23 protein-coding genes and 1 pseudogene are annotated in these 21622 nt (G+C 67.6%); 14 read left to right on the forward strand and 10 right to left on the reverse strand.

All coding sequences use genetic code 11. The features are described 5' to 3' along the window. Positions 1-113: 113 nt before the first annotated feature. Both NE2_RS37715 and NE2_RS24490 read right to left on the reverse strand, forming a co-directional pair. Positions 114-497, reverse strand: a complete 384-nt coding sequence (locus tag NE2_RS37715; protein ID WP_218018652.1) for a lipocalin-like domain-containing protein — start codon at positions 495-497, stop codon at positions 114-116. Then, positions 494-955: a helix-turn-helix domain-containing protein gene (locus NE2_RS24490; protein ID WP_307617930.1), complete on the reverse strand. Its 462-nt coding sequence runs from the start codon at positions 953-955 to the stop codon at positions 494-496. Before NE2_RS24490 ends, NE2_RS37715 begins: the two co-directional genes overlap by 4 nt. A 120-nt stretch (positions 956-1075) precedes the next feature. On the opposite strand from NE2_RS24490, the gene NE2_RS24495 reads away from it, so the two are divergent. Then, positions 1076-1660 carry an SNIPE associated domain-containing protein gene (locus NE2_RS24495; RefSeq protein ID WP_063029782.1) on the forward strand — a complete coding sequence of 195 codons (585 nt, stop codon included), beginning with the start codon at positions 1076-1078 and terminating at the stop codon, positions 1658-1660. Here the strand turns inward: NE2_RS24495 and NE2_RS24500 are convergent. Then, entirely contained in the window at positions 1626-1991 is a 366-nt protein-coding gene (locus tag NE2_RS24500) for a hypothetical protein (RefSeq protein ID WP_146165311.1), read from the reverse strand. The genes NE2_RS24495 and NE2_RS24500 overlap by 35 nt on opposite strands. Before the next feature lie 470 nt (positions 1992-2461). Further along, positions 2462-3103, reverse strand: a complete 642-nt coding sequence (locus NE2_RS24505; RefSeq protein WP_218018653.1) for a dihydrofolate reductase family protein — start codon at positions 3101-3103, stop codon at positions 2462-2464. A gap of 589 nt (positions 3104-3692) precedes the next feature. Here NE2_RS24505 and NE2_RS24510 point away from each other — a divergent pair. From NE2_RS24510 to NE2_RS24570, 13 genes are all read left to right on the forward strand, one after another. Then, the gene (locus NE2_RS24510; protein WP_063029788.1) at positions 3693-4148 is read left to right on the forward strand and encodes a pyridoxamine 5'-phosphate oxidase family protein; all 456 of its coding nucleotides are present in this window, start codon (positions 3693-3695) and stop codon (positions 4146-4148) included. A gap of 57 nt (positions 4149-4205) precedes the next feature. Further along, positions 4206-5201, forward strand: coding sequence for an NADPH:quinone reductase (locus NE2_RS24515; protein ID WP_084494299.1), 996 nt, complete (start codon positions 4206-4208; stop codon positions 5199-5201). A gap of 2 nt (positions 5202-5203) precedes the next feature. Beyond that, complete coding sequence (locus tag NE2_RS37720) at positions 5204-5485, forward strand: hypothetical protein (protein ID WP_063029790.1); 282 nt, start codon at positions 5204-5206, stop codon at positions 5483-5485. Between the two features lie 116 nt (positions 5486-5601). Further along, a complete protein-coding gene (locus tag NE2_RS24525) occupies positions 5602-6015 on the forward strand; it encodes a spore germination protein GerW family protein (RefSeq protein WP_063029792.1) in 414 nt (137 codons plus the stop codon). A 196-nt stretch (positions 6016-6211) separates the two neighbouring features. Beyond that, entirely contained in the window at positions 6212-7207 is a 996-nt protein-coding gene (locus NE2_RS24530) for a YncE family protein (RefSeq protein ID WP_233429868.1), read from the forward strand. A 13-nt stretch (positions 7208-7220) separates the two neighbouring features. Next, complete coding sequence (locus NE2_RS24535; RefSeq protein ID WP_063909474.1) at positions 7221-7883, forward strand: ABC transporter ATP-binding protein; 663 nt, start codon at positions 7221-7223, stop codon at positions 7881-7883. Then, positions 7880-8656 carry an ABC transporter permease gene (locus NE2_RS24540; protein ID WP_063029797.1) on the forward strand — a complete coding sequence of 259 codons (777 nt, stop codon included), beginning with the start codon at positions 7880-7882 and terminating at the stop codon, positions 8654-8656. Before NE2_RS24535 ends, NE2_RS24540 begins: the two co-directional genes overlap by 4 nt. A 388-nt stretch (positions 8657-9044) precedes the next feature. Next, a complete protein-coding gene (locus tag NE2_RS24545; RefSeq protein ID WP_146165310.1) occupies positions 9045-9401 on the forward strand; it encodes a DUF6153 family protein in 357 nt (118 codons plus the stop codon). Between the two features lie 92 nt (positions 9402-9493). Beyond that, positions 9494-11044 carry a multicopper oxidase family protein gene (locus NE2_RS24550; protein WP_063029804.1) on the forward strand — a complete coding sequence of 517 codons (1551 nt, stop codon included), beginning with the start codon at positions 9494-9496 and terminating at the stop codon, positions 11042-11044. A gap of 202 nt (positions 11045-11246) precedes the next feature. After that, positions 11247-13613, forward strand: coding sequence for a heavy metal translocating P-type ATPase (locus tag NE2_RS24555; protein ID WP_063029868.1), 2367 nt, complete (start codon positions 11247-11249; stop codon positions 13611-13613). A gap of 121 nt (positions 13614-13734) precedes the next feature. Then, positions 13735-15483 carry a sensor histidine kinase gene (locus NE2_RS24560; protein ID WP_084494306.1) on the forward strand — a complete coding sequence of 583 codons (1749 nt, stop codon included), beginning with the start codon at positions 13735-13737 and terminating at the stop codon, positions 15481-15483. 380 nt (positions 15484-15863) lie between these two features. Beyond that, positions 15864-16283 (forward strand): CBS domain-containing protein, encoded by a 420-nt coding sequence (locus NE2_RS24565; protein WP_063017993.1) that lies wholly within the window; start codon positions 15864-15866, stop codon positions 16281-16283. A gap of 12 nt (positions 16284-16295) precedes the next feature. Then, positions 16296-18092 carry an adenosylcobalamin-dependent ribonucleoside-diphosphate reductase gene (locus tag NE2_RS24570; RefSeq protein WP_063029806.1) on the forward strand — a complete coding sequence of 599 codons (1797 nt, stop codon included), beginning with the start codon at positions 16296-16298 and terminating at the stop codon, positions 18090-18092. Positions 18093-18122: 30 nt separating this feature from the next. Here NE2_RS24570 and NE2_RS24575 read toward each other — a convergent pair whose 3' ends face one another. From NE2_RS24575 to NE2_RS37725, 6 genes and pseudogenes are all read right to left on the reverse strand, one after another. Then, entirely contained in the window at positions 18123-19022 is a 900-nt protein-coding gene (locus NE2_RS24575; RefSeq protein ID WP_063029808.1) for a universal stress protein, read from the reverse strand. A gap of 38 nt (positions 19023-19060) precedes the next feature. Then, positions 19061-19483, reverse strand: coding sequence for an Hsp20/alpha crystallin family protein (locus tag NE2_RS24580; protein ID WP_063018014.1), 423 nt, complete (start codon positions 19481-19483; stop codon positions 19061-19063). Between the two features lie 115 nt (positions 19484-19598). After that, positions 19599-20474: a slipin family protein gene (locus NE2_RS24585; protein ID WP_063029810.1), complete on the reverse strand. Its 876-nt coding sequence runs from the start codon at positions 20472-20474 to the stop codon at positions 19599-19601. Positions 20475-20483: 9 nt separating this feature from the next. Further along, a complete protein-coding gene (locus NE2_RS24590) occupies positions 20484-20723 on the reverse strand; it encodes an amphi-Trp domain-containing protein (protein WP_063029812.1) in 240 nt (79 codons plus the stop codon). Between the two features lie 103 nt (positions 20724-20826). Further along, the gene (locus tag NE2_RS24595) at positions 20827-21342 is read right to left on the reverse strand and encodes a GNAT family N-acetyltransferase (protein ID WP_063029814.1); all 516 of its coding nucleotides are present in this window, start codon (positions 21340-21342) and stop codon (positions 20827-20829) included. Positions 21343-21497: 155 nt separating this feature from the next. Continuing rightward, positions 21498-21614, reverse strand: a pseudogene (locus tag NE2_RS37725) (cation transporting ATPase C-terminal domain-containing protein); the annotation flags it as partial. Between the last annotated feature and the right edge of the window lie 8 nt (positions 21615-21622).

Genomic DNA, 21622 nt, shown 5'->3' on the forward strand with positions numbered 1-21622 from the left:
TGCGCAATGCCGTTCACTCTCCTGACCGTTGCGCCCCAGCAGCTTCGTCTGCTAACGCTGCACAATCCATTCGGACCGCATGGGTGGAGGAATGGGCAAAGGGGAGGAAGAGTTTAGCCGACTCGGCCAGCGCGTGGACTGGACCAGTCCGGAGCCGAGTTCTCGACACGATTGCTCGACAGCGAAGTGAACGACCGGCCTGAGTGGGGTGTGATGCGCCGTCGGGCCACCGCCCCATTCCACGAAGTTTCGCGAAAATCGAATGGAGGTGTCGACAATGTCATTCCGTCGTCGCTGTCGAACCGGACGATGCGCAGCCGGTCGGTGCCGACCCAGTTAGGGAACAACGACACGGTCGTCACGTGGTGGACCGTCCGCGTTTCCTCGTCGACACGAAAGGGTTCTGAATAGGCCAGGTATCCGCGCGCAGCTCGTCGAACATCGGACAGCCGAGGATCTGGTGAGTATCCGGTCCCACGAAACGAACGACGAATCACTCTCGGCGGCAGGCGAATACCGCTGCCTTCGCTGTCTCCGCCTCGTCGACGTGCAGGGGCGTAACCGTCAGGGGGAGCCGGGTGATGTGGTCGGCGCAAACCCGTCCCAGCATGAGGGCCAGATAGCGGCGCCAAAGTTCGGAGTTCAGCGGTTTGGCGAAGCTTGCCATCGCCTCGCCCATGGTGACCATCGCGAAGAGGTCGAAGGCAGCGATCCCCGGCCGTAGCACGCCCTCGGCAACGGTCTGGTCGAAGACCGCGGTGATCAACTCCTGTTTGTTCGCGAAGCGGCGGTAGACCGTTCCCACGCCGACCCCGGCCGCGTCGGCGGCATCGTCGAGTGACCTCGAGACCGCGCCCGGAATACAGATCCTTCGCCGCATGCAGAGTTCGCGCATAATTGCGGGCGGCATCGGCGCGCAGACGTTTCGGCGCGGGGGCGGCCATGCGATCATCATGTTGCGCGGGTGCATATGATCACTCGGCTCTTCCCCTGCCTGAGGGCTGGTGCATCAGCGACGGGGCAGCCGTCGCCGCGCGCTGACGATTGCTGAAGATTCGCAATTGGCCTGAATTGGGTGGCCTTCGGGCGTGTCGACACGCGGTGTCGGATCAGCTGGGGTTGTTTCGATGGCCGCCCGTGCGCGCTCACCGAGCGGCTCGGGCTGTCCGAAGTCGCCGCGATCGAGGCGGAACGCAAGCACTTCGTCACCGAGGTCGAGCGTCTGAAGGCCGAGAAGGCTGAGCTGGACGCGCAACTCGCGCACGAGCGAGCGGACCTGATCGAAGTGCAGGGCCAGAAAAGCCTTCAGGACTTGGGACTGTTCCGGTATCACCATCCGGCCTCCTCGTCGGTGATGCTCAAGGATGAGCTCGATCGCGTGCAGGCGGAGATCACAGATACGGTGCGTGCCAAGCGGGCGATCTCGGCGATGACCAACTTCACTTTCAACAACTCCGCTGCCAAGGGCCGCAACTTCGTCTCCGACATGTCCCGGATCATGCTGCGCGCTACAACGCCGCGGAACCGAGGGTGTAACCACTGTCCGTGCCGGCTGGCGGTGTCTCGATCGGCCTGCGCTCGCAACGCCGGACAAGCCCAGATCTGCAGGCACGTATCCGAATTCGTCACTGCCCGGGGATGCGGCAACGATCGGTCGTGACGTCCAACTGGCCGTTGATGATGTTCTGGTGGACAAACACCGTGCCGTTGCAGATGTAGGCGAGGTCGTTATCTCTGGGCTGGATGAGAGTCGCTTCCTCGACCTTCCCGCTGGTGGGCGTGCCCTGGCCGGCCTGGCAGTTCTGCCCCCTGATGGCCTTGGTTCCGTCGAGTTCCGTCACTCCGAACCCTTGCTCCGCGATGTCGCAGGTGTAGACCGGCAGCGGACCGAGCGGCTCGGCTGAGGCCGTCGGCGCCCACACTGTCACCGTGGCCGCGGCGGCGAGGAAGGCGGTGGGCACAAGGGGCCGGGCACAACGAGCATCACGCATTTTCGACCTCCTGGGGTGTCGTACCGATCCGGTCGTGCCGCCCCGAGGCCGGCTTCTCCTCGCGACAGCGCAAGAAACTTGCTGGACAAGCTGATCGACAGGCCAGCCGCGCTCACGCGCGGCGCCGGGCAGACAACCCGACGCGACCACGGTAGGCGCACCGCCTGCACCGGCCGACACGTCCGCTCATCCCGGCGTGTCTGGCCCCCAAACCTGTGCACCTGCAGAGTCGGACATGGTGTGGCTCGAGGCCGAACGGGTCGCTTCGGCATCGGACCGGGGCGACTGCTGGTGGCTCTTGCGTCTCAGTTTATCGAGGGCCGGGCGCCGCATTGGCTGGGGTGACGATCGGCAAGAGAGTGCGGTATCCGTCTCCCTTGGCCGGTCCCCGGTCACGACTCGTTCCGAGCCGCTGCTTCGGATCGTCCACACGATCTCGGTGAGGTAGTCCCGCAGCATGCTTGTTGGATTCAGCGTCGGACGCGATAACGAATGTGCGTAGCCGCAGGCGTATTGATCACCTCGATGATGTCGAGTTCGACCTCCGACGGCAACATGTCGAACAAGCGACGTCCACGACCGAGCAATACCGGAACCACATGGACCTGCAGTTCGTCCAGCACCCCCGCTGTCAACGCCTCGCGCACAGTGTAAGCGCCGCCGCGTATCTGCACATTCCGCTCCCCAGCAGCAGCTTTCGCCTGTGCCATCGCGCTTTCGATGCCGTCTTGCACATAGGTCACCAGCGGATAACCCCAGCGAGCGGCCGGTGCAGGCGGGCGATGGCTGGGTACGAAGATCGGTTGGCCGTTGTGATCGCCACCCCAGTGGTCCATCAGCTCCGCGGTACGCCGGCCCGACAACACCGCACCCGCGGCGTTCCACTCCTCCTGAAACCGGGCGAGCGGCCCGGCCGCGTCGGTCTCCTCGGCCCACAGGTGCAATCGCTCACCGTCCTCACCGCCGAGGAAGTCATCGGAGTCCGCGATATACCCATCGAGCGACATCGACATATCCAGCACTGAAACAGACATAAGTGACTCTTTCGCAGGTTTCGACAGTGAGCTTCCTACCCGACCAGACGACGGCGGGCCGTGGAATTCATCGCTCACTCGCCGCGAGTTCCGACGAGACCCGTGGCGCCACGAACCCAGCCTCCATCACGCCGACCAACCACCCCGCCGCCCGGACAAACCCGTAGTCACCCCCAACAGCAGCTACGCCATTATCCGCCCGATATTCGGCGATTACTCCCGGAGCCCCTGCTTCGACACAGGCCCTAGTGGTTCGGTGTGCTGTGGGTTCCGCCGGGGCGGGGGGTGTCGTGTTTGTGGAGTGCGTCTTTGATGGTGCTGGCGGGTGTGCCGGTGAGTCGGCTGCAGGAGGCGAGGGAATGGCCGGCGCGGTAGCTCTGGACGAGCTCGTCGATGGTGTGGCGGGGGAGTCGGCGCGTAACGCCCAGCCAGGTCCATTTTTTGTGTAATCCCTGGTCAGCACTTTCATCTGTTCTGGTCTTTCGCTGTCTCCCGGTTGGCTTTGTCTCCTCAGCGTGCTGTTGCGTCGTGTCCTCGACCGTGGCGGTGTCCGCGCACTCGAACACATTGCTGCGGGAATCCGGCCCAAGTCGCGGTGCACCCGTCGCGGAGGTCGTGACGAGAGCGGGCTCGGATTCGCCGGCAGATCCGGGGGTAGGCACGGGAGATGGGTGTCATCGACGAGGACATGCGCTCGATCGTGGACAGCGCCAAGCTCGGGTTCGTCGCCACGGTGTGCGCGGACGGATCACCGAACCTTTCCCCGAAGGGAACCGTGCGGGTGTACGACGACGACCATCTGGTGTTCCTGAATCAAGCATCGCCGGGCACGGTCGCCAACTTGCGGCGTGATCCCCGACTGGAGATCAACGTGGTCGACTTCCTCAAACGACGCGGGTACCGGTTCAAGGGAACCGCCGAATTCCATGGCCCCGGCAGCCCGGTGTTCGAGTGGATTCACGACTGGTTGCTCGCCACACAGGGCCCGGGATATCCCGCGATCGAAGCGGTATTGGTGACCGTGGACCGCGCCCTGCCGGTGGACTCGCCGGCCTACCAGTTCGGGCATGCCACGGAGTCCGAGCTGCGGGCGGCCTGGGTCACAACGTACGGGATCGAGTAAGTCCCCAGGCCGTGACCGCCGTGTCGGCGCCTCATCGGCCGAAAGGAGGCAGGCACGATGGCCGGGATTCCGGACGTGATGTACGCGGCCTACGTGGAGGCGCTCGGCCCGGCCGATGCGATCCGCTACGGACGGTTGCCCGTCCCGCGCACCGGTCCCACCGATGTGCTGGTGGCCGTCCACGCGGTCACGGTCGACCCGGTGGACACCTTCGTGCGGTCGGGGGCGTATGCGACGCCGACTCCCTTCCCGTTCATCATCGGCCGCGACCTGGTCGGAAACGTCGCGGCGGTCGGCGACGGGGTAGCCGGTTATGCGGTCGGGGACGCGGTGTGGTGCAACAGTCTGGGCCACGGTGGCCGCCAGGGCTCGTTCGCGCAGTACGTGGTTGTCCCGGCCGAGCGGCTGTACCACCTGCCCGACGGGGTGGATCCGGTCCAGGCGGTCGGTGTCGCACATCCGGCTGCCACGGCATGGTTGGGGCTGTTCCGGCACGCTCGGCTAGAGCTGGGAGGCACCGTGTATATCGGCGGCGGTGCCGGAAACGTGGGCGATGCCGCGGTCCGCCTGGCACGCGCGGCCGGCGCCCGGGTGATCGCCTCCGCCTCCGGGAACGGGCTCGAGCGTGTCCGCGATGCGGGGGCCGCTGTGGTGGTCGACTACCGGGACTCCGACTTGGCCGAGCAGATCCGGGCGGCGGCGCCCGAGGGGTTGGACGTGTATTGGGACACCTCGGGTCATCACGATATCGACGTCGCGGTCGCGTTGCTGGCCCGCGGGGGCCGGCTCCTGCTGACAGCGGCCGGACCAGAGGCGCGGGTGCCGCTACCCGTCGACCGCGCATACACCCACGACATCACCCTGGCTGGGTTCGTGATCAGCAACGCCACCGTCACCGACCTGGCCGCCGCCGCGACCGTGCTCAACCGGAAGCTCGCCGACCGAACCCTGACCGCACGGATCGCCGACACGATGCCCCTGGCGCGAGCAGCCGAAGCACACCGCCGTCTCGAAAAGGGCGGCGTCCACGGGCGTCTCATCCTGATGCCCTGACGATGAACCGGGCCCGGCTCGACACCAAGCTCGCGTCGTATCTGTTGGCGAGTGTGCGTTCGGAAATGGCTCGCTCGGTCGTCCGATCGTGGTCGGCACAGTGGATGGGATGCGATCTGCACGAGACGGCCGCCACCCGGTTCGTCACCTCGGTCGGTATGGCACTCGCCGACCCCCGAGAGCACCTCTACCGGCCGGCGATCGGACGCCCGCCGCCGACAATGTTGCGGCGGCATCTCGGAGGTAAGGGCGCCGGGAAACGAGATCGACCGCAGAAGTCGTAGTCCGGAAGTCGTGCCTATCCGGGACCATCGGCACCTCTATTTCGGGATGCGCTTGCCGAGACTGGAGAGCAGGGCCGCGAGTGCGGTTCGGAGTCGAGATCCGGATAGGACATGCGATGAAGGTCGACGACATTGTCAACGCCGCGAAGGAATCCATGACGGTGCGGCGGGTGTTTTCCGAGCCCGTGGAGCGAGACGGGATCACGTTGATCGAAGCGGCGGCGGTCTCCGGCGGTGGCGGCGCCGGGGGCGGCACCGATAAAGAGGGCTCGGAAGGTTCGGGCGGCGGGTTCGGAGTCGGGGCCAAACCCGTCGGCATGTACGTGCTGCGCGACGGCCGGCTCACCTGGCAACCGGCTGTCGATGTGAACAGGTTGATGACTGTGGTCGGTCTTGTCGCCATCACTGCGTTGCTGGTGGGCGCCCGTATCGCCGGCCGCCGCGCCCCCGCCTCGACACACCGGAGCGTTCCTGCGGTCCGCGGTGTCGGCCGCAAGCTCACCTCTCGACGGGGCCGGAATCGACACTGACCGCGCCTCGTATGGTGTCACGCCGCCGCGCTGGCAGACTCCCTGGCGCCGAGCGCTCGGCCGAGCGGGGTTGCGCATTTCGACCTGATAGGTCCTCTGCCGCAACACTTTTGGTCGCGTTTCGTCACCACCCCGCCCACGGGGACCGGGCCGGGTGGGTGAGAGACGGTTGATGCGGCCGATTCGCATATGTGCGGTGCTGTTGGGCGCGGCCGTTCTGATGAGCGGCTGCTCGAGTTCGGCATCGCTGGGGCCTCCGCACCCCGGTGAGCTGCCGCTGCGCCGGATCGCGCAGGTGTCGTTGACCGGCGGATCGGTGCGTTTCGACTACACCGCCCTCGATGCCGCGCGCGGGTTGCTGTTCGTGGCCCATATGGGTGCCGGGGAGGTGGTCGAAGTCGATGTGCGCGCCCATCGGGTTGTACGCACCATTGCCGATATGCCCGACGTGCACGGGGTGCTCGTTGTCGGAGACACTCATCGCGTGTACGCCACCGCGACCGGCCGCAACCAACTCGTCGCGATCGACGAGGACACCGGTGCGGTCGTGTTCACCGCACCGACCGGCGATTACCCCGACGGACTGGCCTATGACCCGGTTCGCCGTGCGGTGTGGACGACCAACGAACACGCCGGTACCGAGACCGTCGCCGACGCCGAAACCGGAGTGGTGCGCGCGACCGCCGCAGTGGATGATGAGGCCGGCAACGTTGTCTACGACCCGGTCATCGACCGGATGGTGGTCGCAGTGCACGGCCGCAACGACCTGGCGCTGATCGATCCCACGAAAGCCACTATCACCCAACGCATTCCGACTCCGGGGTGTGACGATCCGCACGGGCAAGCCCTGGATGCGGCAGACCGAGTGATGTTCGTCGGCTGCGAGGCAGGGGCGGCCATGATCACCGTGGACCTGGTCACCGGCACCGTCACCGGTCGCGACTCGGTGGGCGAGACCCCCGACGTACTGGCCTACGACCCGGGCACGCACCGGGTGTACGTCGCGGCCGAAAGCGGCTGGGTCAGCGTGTTCGACCGCCGCGACGGTCGCACCGTCGGGGTCGGCGCCGCGCATGTGGCCGATGGCGCCCACTCGCTGGCGGTGGACCCGGCTACCCACCACTGCTACCTACCGATCCCGAAAGGCCCCGACGGCACTCCGGTGCTGTGGGAATTCGAGCCCACCAGCTGAACGTGTGGAACCCATGTCTGCCATATCGCTCGACCGGGTCACCGCCGGCCACGGCACCACCACGGTGCTCGTCGATGCCGACGCGGAATTCGCCCGTGGCGCCTGTTCGGCGGTCGTCGGGCCCAGCGGCGCCGGGAAGACGACACTGCTGCGGCTGCTCAACCGGCTCGCCGAACCCACCAGCGGCACCATCCAGCTCGATGGCACGCCGATCACCAGCCTCGACGTACTCGACCTCCGTCGTCGCGTCGGGCTCGTCGGACAACACCCCGTCCTGCTCACCGATACCGTCTCCGAGGAGATCCGGTATGCCCGAGCGGATTTGGCTACGCAGCGTCTCGAGCGGTTGCTGGCCCTGCTGGGGTTGGGACCGGAGTTCGCCACTCGTCGATGCGCGCAGCTGTCCGGCGGTCAAGCCCAACGAGTCTGCCTGGCCCGCGCACTCGCCGTCGAACCCGAAGTGCTGCTGCTGGACGAGCCGACCTCCGCTCTCGACAAGAACTCCGCCACCGCGGTCGCCGAACTCATCCGTACCCACACCCGCGACGGCGGCACCGTCGTGCTGGTCAGCCACGACACCGACTTCGTCGACGGCGTCGCCGACACGATCTGGTCGCTTCACCAAGGGCGGCTGACCCGTAGTTCCCGCCCACTCGAACCACGGAACACGAAATGACAGCGGGCCTTTCGGTGCCCGGTTGGGGCGGGGTGGCGACGTCGCTGGCACTGGTGGCGGTGGCTGCCGCCATCGGCTACCGCCAGCAGTTGCACCTGACCCGCGAACTGCTCGTCGCCGCCGCTCGCGCCGCTGTCCAGTTGGTCGCGGTCGGCGCGCTCTTGCTGGTCCTGTTCCGGCACACCGGGTTGCCCGGCGCTCTCGGCTGGGTCCTGGTCATGGTCGTCATCGCGGGGCAGGTCGCCGCACGGCGCGGTGCCGGTCTGCCGCACGCGGCCCGCGCGGCCACCATCGGCGTGGCCACCGGATCCGGCATCACTCTCGGCGCGTTGCTCGCACTCGGGATCATCTCCACCCAAGCCCGCGTCGTGGTCCCGGTCGGTGGCATGATCGTCTCCGCCGCCATGCAGGCCACCGGCATCGCCCTGCGCCGTCTGCGCGAAGACGCCCAGGATGCCCGCCCGGCCATCGAAGCCCGGCTGTGCCTGGGCCTTTCGGCCAGAGAGGCGTTCGCACCGCATCGTCGCTCGGCCTTGCGCACCGCGCTGATCCCCGCGATCGACTCCACCAAAGTGGTCGGCCTGATCAGCCTGCCCGGCGCCATGACCGGGCTCATCCTCGCCGGCGTCGACCCCCTCACCGCGATCCGCTACCAGATCGTCGTCATGTACATGCTGCTCGCCGCCACCGCCTTGGGCGCCCTCACTACTGCCCGCATCGCGCAACAATCACTGTTCGATGAGGCTCAACGGCTACGTCCCCTCCCCGATTAGGGCGCAGACATGTTGCTCGGAGCCGGCGCACTGCGCGCCGCTTCCTGCGATCTGCTGCGCCTGTCGCCGGGTGCGGCCGTCGTCGACGTGGGGTGCGGTACCGGTCGCGCCGTGGCGGAACCGTCGCGGCGCGGGAGGCGCGCAGTCGGGGGCGACCTCAGTGCGTAGATGGTCGTTGCGCGCGAGATCGCTTGCCTGGCAACGATTTTCGGGGTTCCCGGGGACGTGCTGAGATTGCGTGCGCTGATCGGTACCGGGCCTTGCGGCGCCAGCTCGTGGCTATACCCCCGGGGTGTAGTTGGGGTGCCGGAGTGGTCGGACATATGATGGCCCGGTGAATGCAGCGCACGCGCGGCGTCGAGTTACCTGGCTTGTCCGGGTGCTGGGTTTGTTCGTGCTGCTGTGCGGTTTCGCGGCGATGCATGCCGGAGTGACCGCTGCCGGAACTGGCGGCCTCGATCGCGTCGACCGTTCCATGTCGGTGGAGTCGGTCACGCCCGGAGCGCATACCGGCCCGCACCACGCCCGTCAAGGCGGTGCGCCTCATCGGCATCCGGCTACTCACGCGTGTGTGTTCGTGCTGAGCGATGCTGTGGCTGTCGGTGGACTGGTGCTGTTTTCCTGGCTGGCCGTGACCGGCTGGTCGACGAACGCGACCGTGACAGGGGGGCGGCGCATCCGCCGGCGTCATCCGCCGCCGTGGCCGACACCCAACCTGGCAGAACTGTCGATCCTGCGGGTCTGACAGGTCGCAGTCGTGCCCGAACCCGCGAGGGGCCGGGCCGCCGACTGCGTCGACCCGTGTCATCGACGGTTCCCACTCTTCCAGGAGCGCGCATGTCGCCCACCCACTCTTCGTCTTCGGCACCGCTCAGCAGGCGCCGCTTTCTCGCACTCACCGCGGGCACCACGGCGGCGGCGCTGGCAGCAGCCTGCTCGAACAATCCCGAACCCCGCCGTGATCTCGTCCTACCCGATTCGGCCGAGGTGAAGGCCGCCGAGGCCGCGCGCCGTACCCCGAACGCCCCGGTCCGGCAGGTGAACCTGCGCGCCCAACCCACCACCGTCGATCTCGGCGGGGTTCAGGTCGATACCTGGACCTACGGTGGCCGGCTGCCCGGCCAGGAGATCCGCGTGGCTCGCGGCGAGGTCCTGCGCGCCGAGGTCACCAACACGTTGCCCGCGCCGACCACGATCCATTGGCACGGCATCGCGCTGCGCAACGATATGGACGGCAGCCCCGACATCACTCAGCCCGCGATCGCCCCCGGCAGCGGTTTTCGCTACGAGTTCACCACCCCCGATTCCGGGACGTACTGGTTCCATCCGCACGTCGGATTGCAACTCGACCGCGGGCTGTACGCGCCGCTGATCGTCGAAGACCCCGCCGACGGCCGCGACTACGACACCGAGGCCGTCATCGTCCTCGACGACTGGCTCGACGGTATCGGTGGCCGCACACCCGACAAACAACTGCGGCAGTTGCAGGCCGGCGGCATGAGCGGCATGGGTGGCATGAATATGGGCGGGATGAGCGGGATGAACATGGGCGGCATGTCGATGCCCACCGACCCGAACAATCCGCTCGGCAGCGACGCCGGCGACGTCAAGGACTACCCCTACTTCCTCGTCAACGGCCGCACCGGCACCGACCCGGTCACCCTTCCCGGCAAACCCGGTCAGCGGATGCGGTTGCGAATCATCAATGCCGGCGCCGATACCGCCTTCCGCGTGGCTGTCGGAGGCCACCGGTTACGGGTCACCCACACCGACGGCTACCCCGTCGTGGCGACCAGCACCGACAGTCTGCTCATCAGCATGGGCGAACGTTACGATGCGATCGTCGATCTCGCCGACGGCGTCTTTCCTCTCGTCGCCGCCGCCGAAGGTAAAGCGGGGCAGGGGTTCGCGCTCATCCGCACCGGCGGCGGCGCCGCACCCGCATCGGATGTGCGTCCGGCCGAGCTCGCCGCTGCTCCACTGACCGCGGACCGGCTCACCGCCACCGACAGCGCCCGGCTACCGCAGAAGAATCCCGACCACACTCTCGACGTCGCCCTCGGCGCCGACAATCGCGGATACATCTGGACCCTCAACGGCCGAACCTATGACCACCGCGCACCCCTCGACGTGACCGCCGGTCAGCGGATCCGGCTGCGATTCACCAATCGGACCACGATGTTTCATCCGATGCATTTACACGGCCACACATTCCAACTCCGTACCGCGGCGGGAAACGGGCCACGCAAGGACACCGTCATCGTCGGCGCCATGCAAACGATCGAAGCCGATCTCGACACCACCAATCCTGGCCAATGGATGCTGCACTGCCACAACGCCTACCACCAGGAAGCCGGAATGATGACTGTCATGTCCTATCTGCGCTGACCGCCCGTGCCGGGCAATGGCTGTCCGTTCTGTGACGTTGTACCCGCTGTCGGGATTCCTCGTCCTCTGCTCCGTGCCTGCGTCGATGCTCGATCGTTGAGATGCGGCGAGCCTGCGCGAAGGAGTGCGTGCGCAGGTGCCGGCCGAGCAGTGTGCGCGTGGGGAGGTCGATGAGGACGACCACCCGGGAGAGGAGACGCCGATGGTTGCCCAGGACTCCGCGACAGGCAGCTGGGCAGGTCGGGTTCGGCGGTGGGTCGAGCCGGCACTGCTGGTGGTGGTGGCTGTCGCACTGGTCGGTGGGCTGATCGCTTGGGCCGCAGGGTCTTCCGAGGTGGCGGACGGGTTCTGGATCGCGGCGACCGTGGTGGCGATCGTGCCGGCGGTGTGGTGGATGGTGGCCACCGTGGTGAAGGGACGCGCGGGGGTCGATCTGATCGCGGTGCTCTCGCTGGTCGGCACGCTCGTGGTGGGCGAGTATCTGGCGGGTGCGCTGATCGCGGTGATGCTGGCCACCGGCCGCACCCTGGATGCCGCCGCGGAACGGCGGGCCTCCCACGATTTGCGGGCGCTGCTCGAGCACGCACCACGGTCTGCGCGTCGCCGCGTCGGGGGTGAGGTCACCACGGTCGCGCTCGACGACATCGCCGTCGACGACGTCGTGGTCGTCGCGGCCGGCGAGGTGGTCCCGGTCGACGGGCGGATCATCGGTCCTGCCGCTGTACTCGACGAGTCGGTGCTCACCGGAGAGCCGTTGCAGGTCGAACGCGAGGTCGGGGAGCCGGTGCGCTCCGGGGTGGTCAACGCGGGCGCGACCTTCGAACTGCGTGCCACCGCCACTGCCGAGGCCAGTACCTACGCCGGGATCGTGCGACTGGCCCAGGAAGCCGGTGCGGAGAACGCGCCGGTCGTTCGGCTGGCCGACCGATATGCGGCGTGGTTCCTTCCTCTGACGCTGCTCGTGGCGGCGGGCGCCTGGGTGTTCAGTGGCTCGCTGGTTCGGGCGGTGGCGGTGCTGGTGGTGGCGACGCCGTGTCCGTTGCTGTTGGCCGCGCCGGTGGCGATCGTGTCGGGGTTGTCGCGTGCCTCGCGGCAAGGGGTGATCATCCGCAGCGGCGGTGCGTTGGAAAACCTCGGGCACGCAACAACTTTGGTGATGGACAAGACCGGCACTCTCACTGCGGGCAGGCCGGTGGTCACGGCGGTGGTCGCGGCCCCGGGCGCCGACTCCGCCGAGGCGATGCGGCTCGCCGCCTCCCTCGACCAACTGTCACCGCATGTGCTGGCCGAAGCGATCGTCACCGAGGCGCTGGCCCGTAATCTGGTGCTGTCGTTGCCCTCGAATGCCACCGAGCAGGCCGGGCGCGGAGTGCGCGGTGTCGTCGACGGTCACCGCATCGAGGTCGGGAAACTACCCGATACCGCCACTACCGCCGACTGGGCGCGCGCGGTGGTCAACCAGGCGAGTCTGGACTCGGCGGCGATCGCGTGGCTCACCGTCGACGACCGGCTCACCGCCGCGATACTGCTGCGCGACCCACTGCGCCGCCACGCGCCGCGCACGGTGCGACGCCTGCGGCAGGCCGGGTTGAACCGGCTGGTGATGCTGACCGGTGACCGGCCCGAGCCCGCCCGTGAGGTGGGCACCGTCCTGGGACTCGACGAGGTCTACGCCGGTCAGAGCCCCGCCGACAAAGTGCATGCGGTACAACGTGAACGCGAGGCCGCGCCCACGGTGATGGTCGGCGATGGGGTCAACGACGCCCCGGCGCTGGCCGCGGCCACCGTCGGAGTCGCCATGGGAGCGCGCGGCTCGACCGCCTCGTCGGAAGCCGCCGATATCGTGCTGGCCACCGACCGCCTCGACCGGCTCGCCGACGCGATGGACACCGCGCGCTGGTCACGCCGCATCGCGGTGCAAAGCGCTGTGGCCGGCATGGGCATGTCGCTGGTGGCCATGGTCATCGCGGCGCTGGGGTGGCTCCCGCCGGCGGCCGGCGCGCTGCTTCAGGAAGCCATCGACGTCGCGGTGATCGTCAACGCGCTGCGCGCGCTTCGCGGTAGTCCCGCCGCCCGCGCCCAGCTGCCTGCCGACACCGGCCGGCTGCTGCATCGCTTCGCGGGTGAGCACGACGAACTGCGCGACACGCTCAGCCTGCTGCGCACCTCCGCCGACCGGCTCGCCCAGCACTCCGATCCCACGGCGCTGTCCGCGGTCGAGGAGGCATACACATTCCTGGTCGACCGGCTGCTACCGCACGAAACCGCCGAGGAGACCCAGCTGTATCCGAAGCTGGCCGGGCCGCTGGGCAGCAGCGAAGCCACGGCAACGATGAGCCGCACCCACGCCGAGATCCAGCGACTGACCACGCGCATCGGCACTCATCTACAACTGGCCCGCTCCACCGGTCACATCGCCGCGGACCAGGTCGACGATCTGCTCGCCTGCCTCTACGGCCTGCACGCTCTGCTGCATCTGCACTTCCTGCAGGAAGAGGAAAACTACTTCACCCTCACCGACGATGAACCGGACACTCCGCACGCCGTAGCGCCCTCACTACAACAGTGATCGTCCGGCGCCTCGAGAGCCCTCGGATCGGTTTACGCTACAGGTAGCGCACCGGTATGGAACATAGGCGTTTCGACTGTGGACGCAGGGGCACGTGGGTGTCTGCGAGGAGGTGGCCGCCATGGGCGGCGGGCCGTCTGACTACAACGGCAGCGAGCACGCGGTCGTGGGCAGTGTCGCGGCGCGTGACGCGCTGTCGCAGCTGCAACTGCACACGGTTCTGTCCGAGCTGCGCGACCGGGTCGAGGACGTCATCAGTGCCCGCGACCAGACCGACAGCCTGGTCGAGGCCATGCTGGCCGTGACCGCCGACCTGAATCTCGACGACACCCTGCATGCGATCGTGCACGCCGCCAAGGGGCTGGTCGGCGCCCGCTATGGCGCGGTCGGTGTGCTGGGCGCCGACGGCACACTGGCCCGATTCGTGCACGAAGGCATAGACGCCGAGACCGTCGCCCGGATCGGGCACCTGCCACGCGGGCGCGGAGTGCTGGGAGTCACGCTCACCGACCCGAAAGCGCTGCGTCTCGACGATCTCGCCCGGCATCCGGAATCGGTGGGATTTCCCGAGCATCATCCACCGATGCACAGCTTCCTCGGTGTGCCGCTACGCATCCGCGGCGAGAATTTCGGCAGCCTCTACCTGGCCGAGAAGACCAACGGCCAGCCGTTCACCGCTGACGACGAGGTCTTCCTCAGCGCTCTCGCGTCCGCCGCCGGCATCGCCGTCGACAATGCGCGGCTGTTCGGATCCGCGCAGCTTCGCCATCGGTGGATCGCCGCGACCTCGGAGTTGACCACCGAATTCCTCGCCGCCGCCGATCCCGACACCGTGCTGGGACACGTTGTGGACCGAGCGCGGGAATTGACCGGCTCCGACCGGGCCTGGATCGCTATCAGCGTCGACCCCGATGTTCCCGCCGACGAAGTCACCGAACTGCTCATCACACACTGGGCCGGACCGAACACTCGACTCGACCGGCGAATCCCGGTCACCGACGGCATCTGCGAAGTCTTCCGCGACGGCAAAACGATGAGCAATCCCCGCATCGACCGCAGCGACAGTGCGTTGTTCGGAGACGGACCGGTCCTGCTGCTGCCCCTGCAGACCAGGACCACCGCACTCGGTGTGCTGGTCTGCGCCCGCTCCGCAGAGCAGCCGTCCTATCCCGTCGAGGTCGCCGAGCTGTGTCAAGGGTTCACCGGGCAGGCGGCGTTGGCGTTGGATGCGGCTCGGATGCAGCAGCGCGTCCGGGAGCTCGACGTGTTCGCCGACCGCGACCGCATCGCGCGCGACCTGCACGATCACGTCATCCAACGGGTATTCGCGATCGGACTTTCCCTCCAGGGCGCCGTCGGCTACAGCCACCGCCCCGACGTCCAGCAGCGCCTGTCCGACGCCGTCGACGAACTGCAGCAAGTCATCACCGACATCCGTGGCAGCATCTACGAACTCCACGCCGACACCGGCCCCACCCGGCTGCGCCAGCGCATCACCGACATCATCCGCGGTCACGCCCAGCCCGCCGGGCTGCACGTCACCACCGGATTCACCGGTCCGCTCGACGCGGTACAGCCCGAGCTGGCCGATCACGCCGAAGCCGTTGTCGCCGAAGCCGTCAGCAACACCGTCCGCCACGCCGACGCCGACACTCTCGCCCTCGATGTCACCGTCGACGACGCACTCACCATCACGGTCGAGGACAACGGTATCGGCATTCCGGCCGATACCGACCTCACCGCCAGCGGTCTGGCCAACCTCGCCGACCGCGCCCGCGACGCCGGCGGCAGTTTCGACTACGGGCCCGCCACCCGGCCAGGTCCCCGCGGGCGGGGCACCCGCATCATCTGGACCGCTCCGCTGCCCTGAACCGGCCGGCCGCCGCGAGGGACGGTGCACGCCGACAGAGGGAGGTTCGTGGGACTTTCGGCACTTTCCCGCCTGGTGCTCTCGATGGGATCCTGGTCGGTGCCGGGCACGCTCGGTGTTTGCTCGAGACGGTGGCTCGGCCAGTAGATTCGGGCCGAGCCACTACGAGACGTGAAACGTCGGATTCTCGGTGGTGCATGATCGACGCAGGCCCGTCCTCGAACAGGCATAACCACATAACCGCAATGCCCGTCGTGTCGTGACACCGGCGGGCATTGTCGTCGATCCCACCTCGGGTGCTCATCGGGACTTTGTTCTCTTCCGGCCTTCCGTGCATCGGTGGAGGGTGGAGAACTGCCGATACTCGAAAGGAGAAAACGATGACCACAGCCAAGCAGATCATGCACGAGGGTGCCGCGTGGGTGTCACGGACCGATACCGTCGAGCACGCTGCCCGGCTCATGCGCCGGCTCGACGTCGGAGTTCTACCGGTCAGCGATGAGAACGAGCGGCTGTGCGGAATCATCACCGATCGCGACATCGTGGTGAAATGCCTTGCGACCGGCGGTGATCCGGCGACGGCGACCTGCGCCTCCCTGTGTGAAGGCACACCACGCTGGGTGGACGCCGACGCCGATGTTCACGACGTTCTGCACGAACTGGAAGAGCGCCGGATCAAGCGCCTACCGGTTATCGAGAACAAGCGGCTGGTCGGCATGATCAGCGAGGCGGATATCGCACGCCACCTCAGCGACGACGAGATCGCGAAATTCGTCGAAGGCGTCTACGCGGGCACCTGACAGCAGTGCACCATGCCTGAAGAGACCGGCGTCGTCGACGACCTCGGATTGTCACCGGCGGCCCTGGCGACGGTCGCCGAACGGTACCTGCGGCGCGATGCCGGGGGCCGGATCTGCGAGTCGCCGGGCCGGATGATGGATCGGGTCGCCCGGTTCGTCGCCGGTGCGGAGGACGCCTACCGGGCCGGCAGCAGCGAATACTGGGCGCAGCGGTTCGCGGCACTGCTGCGCAGCCGTGAGTTCCTTCCGAATTCGCCGACCTTGATGAATGCGGGCGCCGGTGACGGTGTGCTCTCCGGCTGCTTTGTTCTGCCACTGGAGGATTCGCTCGACTCCATCTTCACCACGCTGCGCACCGCCGCACTCCTGCATCGCTCGGGCGCCGGAACGGGATTCGCGTTCTCGCATCTGCGCCCCCGCGGCTCGCGCATATCGACCGGAGGGTCGGCGAGCGGTCCGGTCTCGTTCATCCAGCTGTTCGATGCGGCGGCCCGGGTGATCCGTTTGGGCGGGCGGCGCCGGGCCGCCAATATGGCGGTGCTGCACGTCCGTCACCCGGATATCCGCGAGTTCGTGCACGCTAAGACCGACACGACCGTGCTCCCGACGTTCAACCTGTCGGTGGCGGTGACCGACGAGTTCATGCGCGCGGCCGCCGAGGACCGCGGTCACCGCCTGATCGACCCCCACACCGGCGCGGTCGTCCAGGAGGTGTCCGCGCGAGGTCTGCTGGCCGACATCGCCGAACAGGCCTGGCGCACAGGAGAACCGGGTGTCTTGTTCCTGGATGCTGTCGCCCGGGCCGATCCGCTTCCCGACCTGGGGCCGCTGGAAGCCACCAATCCGTGCGGCGAGGTTCCGCTCTTACCGTACGAATCCTGCAATCTCGGATCGATCTGCCTGCCCCGGCTCCTCGACGGCGACCACATCGACGAGCAACGCCTCGCACGCGTCGTGCGCGAGGGTGTGCGCTTTCTCGACGATGTCATCGACGTCGCGGAGTATCCCGTGCCCGAACTCGGGGCCGCCGCGCGCGCCACCCGAAAAATCGGCCTCGGCATCATGGGGCTGGCGGAAACCCTTGCCGCACTCGGCCTTCCGTACGACAGCGCGGAAGCGGTGGGTTTCACCGATCGATTGATGTCGCGGATCGCGCGGTGGGCGCGGACCGCGTCCCGGGAACTCGCCGCCGAGCGCGGGGCGTTCCCGCTGTTCGAACGGAGCATCCCGGCCCGGCAGAACGCGCCGCCGGTGCGCAACGCGCAGGTCACGTCCATCGCGCCGACCGGAACCATATCCCTCATCGCCGGGGTGAGCGCGGGGATCGAGCCGCTGTTCGCCCTGGCATACACGCGCCATCTGATCGGTCGGCAATTCGATTGTGTGGAACCGCTTTTCGAGCAGGCCGCCATCGAACGCGGAGTGTGGTCGGAGACGGTGGCGGCCGAGGTCGCCGCGACGGGTATCGCGGGCGCGAACCTTCCCGCCGATCTCCGTCGCCTGTTCCGTACGGCGCACCAGATCGCGCCGGTCTGGCATGTGCGGATGCAGACCGCGGTGCAGCGCCACACCGACGCGGCGGTCGCCAAGACCGTCAACATGGCGCCCGACTCGTCCGTCCCCGATGTCGAAGCCGTCTTCACTCACGCCTGGCGGGCGGGAAACAAGGGTGTCACGGTGTATCGCTCGGGCAGCAGACCGGATCAGGTGCTGCGGTATCCGGAAGCGAGCACCAACAAGAGCAACGAGACGGTCGTCGTGCGCGGTGTGTACGGCGGAGGCACCGCGGTTCCGGAGCGCAGCGCGTGATGCCCGGACGAGTTCGACTGTCCCGCGGGCCTAGGCCGTTCGGCGCGCGACGATGACCGGGCATTCGGCCGACTGCACCACCGCCCGGCTGGTGGAGCCGAGCAGCATTCCGGCGAATCCGCCGCGGCCGTGACTGCCGACGACCACCAGCTGTGCGTGCTCGGCCTCGGCGAGCAGGGCGCGGGCGGGCTTTTCGGGGACGGCGATGCTGTGCACCGCGACCTCGGGGTGGCGATCCCGATGTGCGGCAAGGCTTTCCGTCAACAGAGCGAATTCCTTCTCGCGTGCCTGTTCCCACGCACCGGTGGACAGTTCGCCACCGGTCGAGTCGTTCCAGCACCGCAGCGCGGTGACCCCGACACCGCGCAGCTCGGCCTCTTCGAAAGCGATCGCCACCGCGGGCACGCTGTTGTCGCTGCCGTCCGTACCGACCAGAACGGGCCGGCGGGCGGAGATCGGGTCGAGGCTCGACGACGTCCGCACCACAGCCACCGGACAGTGGGCGTAGTGAACCATGGCCGAACTCACCGAACCGAGGAAAGCCCGGTGAACGGCACCGCGCCCCCGGCTGCCGACCACGACGGTCCGCGCGGTCCGCGATCGCATGATCAGGCAGGGGATGATCGGATCGAAGGTCACCTCGCGGCCGATCGTCAGCGCATCGGCTGCGACCGCCGCTCGGGCGATGCGCACCGCCTCGTCGGCGACGCGCTCACCGTCGTCCCGCATCTGCTCGACGGCCTCCGCCGTCACATACGGCACCGGTCCGTAGGCCCCTTGAAACGCCACGGAGGCGAGCACGTGCAGCGGACATCCGTGCAGTGCCGCGTCGGCTGCGGCCCACGCGACGGCCTGCTGCGATACGGCGGACCCGTCGGTCGCCACCACGATCGGAGCAGGTGATCGCGCCCCGCGCGTCTCCTCGGTCATGTCGATGTCCCTTCCGGGAGTCGGTGGCCGGTGCCCGGTCAGTCGCCGGACTTCACGTCGACCTTCGTCACCTTCTCCTTCGGCTCGCCCATCGGAACGGTGACCGTGAGGATGCCCTTGGCATATGTCGCGTCGATGCCCTCGTCCTGCGCTCCCTCGGGAAGCGAGACGGTGCGTTCGAAGGAGCCGTAGCTGAACTCCGAGCGCCCCTTCTCCTCGTGGGATTCGCTGCGCTCGGCCTTGATGGTGAGCAAGCCGCCATGCACGGACACTTCGACGTCCTTCGCCGGATCGATGCCGGGAATCTCGGTACGCACCACATAGTGGCCGTCGTCGACGGACTCCTCCACCCGCAGTAGATGACTGCCGAACATCGGCGCCAAGCCGGGAGTGAACGCATTCCACCAATCGGTGAAGTCAGGTAGCAGCGATCCGGGGCGGTGGGCGGGAAGCAGGTTCATGATCACTCCTCGGCTGTGTGGTGGGTACCTGTTCCTATCCCTCGATCTCAGCGTGGCAGGCCGCGCACTCCTAGGGCAGCGAGTCTTCACCCCCGAGTGACGGAAGTCCTCACGGTTATCGGTCCTGTTCGGCGCCCGTGGTGCCGGCCGGTGTGCGCTCGCTCGTCGCGCCGTTGAGCCGGCCGGGGTGGGTGAGTGGGTGAAGTGCTTCGGCCGCACCGGCTTCGCGGGCGAAGAAGCTGCTGATGTCGCCGATCGCACTCATCAGCGGTGCCGGGAACACGACGGTGGTGTTCTTGTCGACGCCCAGTTCGATCAGGGTTTGCAGGTTGCGAAGCTGCAGTGCCAGCGGGTGCGCGACCATGATGTCGGAAGCCTCGCCCAGTGAGGCGGCGGCCAGCGATTCGCCCTCGGCGGCAATGATTTTCGCGCGCTTTTCGCGCTCGGCTTCGGCCTGGCGGGCCATCGCCCGCTGCATGCTGTCGGGAAGTTGGATGTCTTTCAGTTCGACCAGGGTTACCTCGACTCCCCACTCCACCGTGGTCGCGTCGAGGATCTGGCGGATGTCGGCATTGATCACGTCGGTCTCGGCGAGCGCTTGGTCGAGGGTGTGCTGACCCACCACCTTGCGCAGGGTGGTCTGTGCGATCTGATCGATCGCCGCGGCGACGTTCTCGATGACGATCACCGATTTCGCGGCGTCGACCACCCGGAAGTAGGCGACCGCCGAGATGTCGACACTGACGTTGTCGCGGGTGATGATGCCCTGCGACTGGATCGGCAGTGTCACGATGCGCATGGAGACCAGGCGCAGCCGGTCGACCACCGGAATGATGAACCGCAGACCCGGTTCGCGCACGGCGATGAGCCGGCCCAGCCGGAACAGCACGCCGCGCTGATACTGGTTGACCACCCGGATCGACAACGCCGCGACGATCGCGACGAGTACGACGACGGCGACGATGATCACGGTGATGGTGGCACTACTCATGGGCCGGTCTCACTTCCTGCGTGTCGGCGCCCAGTGGAAGGCGAAATCGAGGGTGAGATCGCCGTCGACGGCGCTGTCGATCTCCAGCTCGCGATGCACCTGTCGCGGGACCGGGACGGTGATTTCCGAGTTGCCGATCCCGTAGGTCAGATCGGTGCCGGAGTCGAGCCGATCGGCGATGTGGCGCAATTCGGCGGCCAGCTCGCCGCGGGTCAGAGTGCAGTGATTCTCGTACAGCGTGTGTGCCATGGTGATCAGTGCACGCCCGCGGTCGGTTCATCGCCAGGGGAGCACTACCCCGAATGGTCATGGCCTTGGTCACTCGGCCGCACGGGCGACGCGGTCTCGCACCTCAGAGTTGAAGAACGACGTGCACGATGTCGTTGTCGTAGTCGGCCGACATCGGAATGTCGATATCCTTCAGCAACTGCATCATGGTGGAATTCGTCGCCATGACGTCGGCGACGAATCTGTCGATACCGCGGCGGCGGCCGTCGTCGGCGAGGCGCGTGAGCAGGGCGGTGCCGATGCCCGACTGCTGATCTTCATGCGCTACGACCATGGCCACCTCGGCGCAGTGTGTGCCGGGGGAGACGATGTAGTTCGCGACACCGATGAGCCGAGGTCCGAGAAACGCGCCCACCGCGCCGTGCCCCGGATCGTTGCTCGCTGTCGCCGCGGCCAGATGTTCCAGATGTTTCGGCCGCGGCCCGAAGAATCGGTAGTAGCTGTCGTGTTCGTCGAGCGCCGCGTGGAGGTCGCGAACAGCGCTCGCATCGCCGGGGCCGAGCCGGCGAAAGGTGACATCGTCGAGATCCAGGGTCGTCTCCGCGGTCGGGGCGAATTCCGGATCGTGGGGGTGCGACATATCTGCCAGCATCGGCCACGGCCCCGGATTCCCGACAGGGCCGGAGGTCCCGGCGTCTGCCGACCGCGGCGAGTGCGACCGGGCCCTCTGTCGGTTGCCGTGTCCAGGGTTCCGGTGCCCGGGTGCCGTCTTCGCGCTATGTACCGGCGGAACTCGTCTGCACGCCGGACTCCTTCGTGGCGCGGGTGCGGTGGGCGTTGCATGATTCCCGGTTCGGCGGGCTCGCGGCTGAGGGCCAGGGCCGGCAGGGTTTCGCTGCCGACGTCGCACACGAGGTGCG

This window comes from Nocardia elegans NBRC 108235 (assembly GCF_001612845.1).
GTDB classification, from domain to species: domain Bacteria; phylum Actinomycetota; class Actinomycetes; order Mycobacteriales; family Mycobacteriaceae; genus Nocardia; species Nocardia nova.

Bases quoted from the DNA above. Each gene is read 5' to 3' on its own strand.
- NE2_RS24580 (WP_063018014.1), bottom strand. From the start codon at position 19,483: ATGAACCTGCTTCCCGCCCACCGCCCCGGATCGCTGCTACCTGACTTC.
- NE2_RS24575 (WP_063029808.1), bottom strand. From the start codon at position 19,022: ATGACCGAGGAGACGCGCGGGGCGCGATCACCTGCTCCGATCGTGGTG.
- NE2_RS24565 (WP_063017993.1), top strand. From the start codon at position 15,864: ATGACCACAGCCAAGCAGATCATGCACGAGGGTGCCGCGTGGGTGTCA.
- NE2_RS24490 (WP_307617930.1), bottom strand. From the start codon at position 955: ATGATGATCGCATGGCCGCCCCCGCGCCGAAACGTCTGCGCGCCGATG.
- NE2_RS37720 (WP_063029790.1), top strand. From the start codon at position 5,204: ATGAACCGGGCCCGGCTCGACACCAAGCTCGCGTCGTATCTGTTGGCG.
- NE2_RS24570 (WP_063029806.1), top strand. From the start codon at position 16,296: ATGCCTGAAGAGACCGGCGTCGTCGACGACCTCGGATTGTCACCGGCG.
- NE2_RS24550 (WP_063029804.1), top strand. From the start codon at position 9,494: ATGTCGCCCACCCACTCTTCGTCTTCGGCACCGCTCAGCAGGCGCCGC.
- NE2_RS24560 (WP_084494306.1), top strand. From the start codon at position 13,735: ATGGGCGGCGGGCCGTCTGACTACAACGGCAGCGAGCACGCGGTCGTG.
- NE2_RS24515 (WP_084494299.1), top strand. From the start codon at position 4,206: ATGGCCGGGATTCCGGACGTGATGTACGCGGCCTACGTGGAGGCGCTC.
- NE2_RS24525 (WP_063029792.1), top strand. From the start codon at position 5,602: ATGAAGGTCGACGACATTGTCAACGCCGCGAAGGAATCCATGACGGTG.
- NE2_RS24595 (WP_063029814.1), bottom strand. From the start codon at position 21,342: ATGTCGCACCCCCACGATCCGGAATTCGCCCCGACCGCGGAGACGACC.
- NE2_RS24585 (WP_063029810.1), bottom strand. From the start codon at position 20,474: ATGAGTAGTGCCACCATCACCGTGATCATCGTCGCCGTCGTCGTACTC.
- NE2_RS24555 (WP_063029868.1), top strand. From the start codon at position 11,247: ATGGTTGCCCAGGACTCCGCGACAGGCAGCTGGGCAGGTCGGGTTCGG.
- NE2_RS24540 (WP_063029797.1), top strand. From the start codon at position 7,880: ATGACAGCGGGCCTTTCGGTGCCCGGTTGGGGCGGGGTGGCGACGTCG.
- NE2_RS24500 (WP_146165311.1), bottom strand. From the start codon at position 1,991: ATGCGTGATGCTCGTTGTGCCCGGCCCCTTGTGCCCACCGCCTTCCTC.
- NE2_RS24590 (WP_063029812.1), bottom strand. From the start codon at position 20,723: ATGGCACACACGCTGTACGAGAATCACTGCACTCTGACCCGCGGCGAG.
- NE2_RS24510 (WP_063029788.1), top strand. From the start codon at position 3,693: ATGGGTGTCATCGACGAGGACATGCGCTCGATCGTGGACAGCGCCAAG.
- NE2_RS24535 (WP_063909474.1), top strand. From the start codon at position 7,221: ATGTCTGCCATATCGCTCGACCGGGTCACCGCCGGCCACGGCACCACC.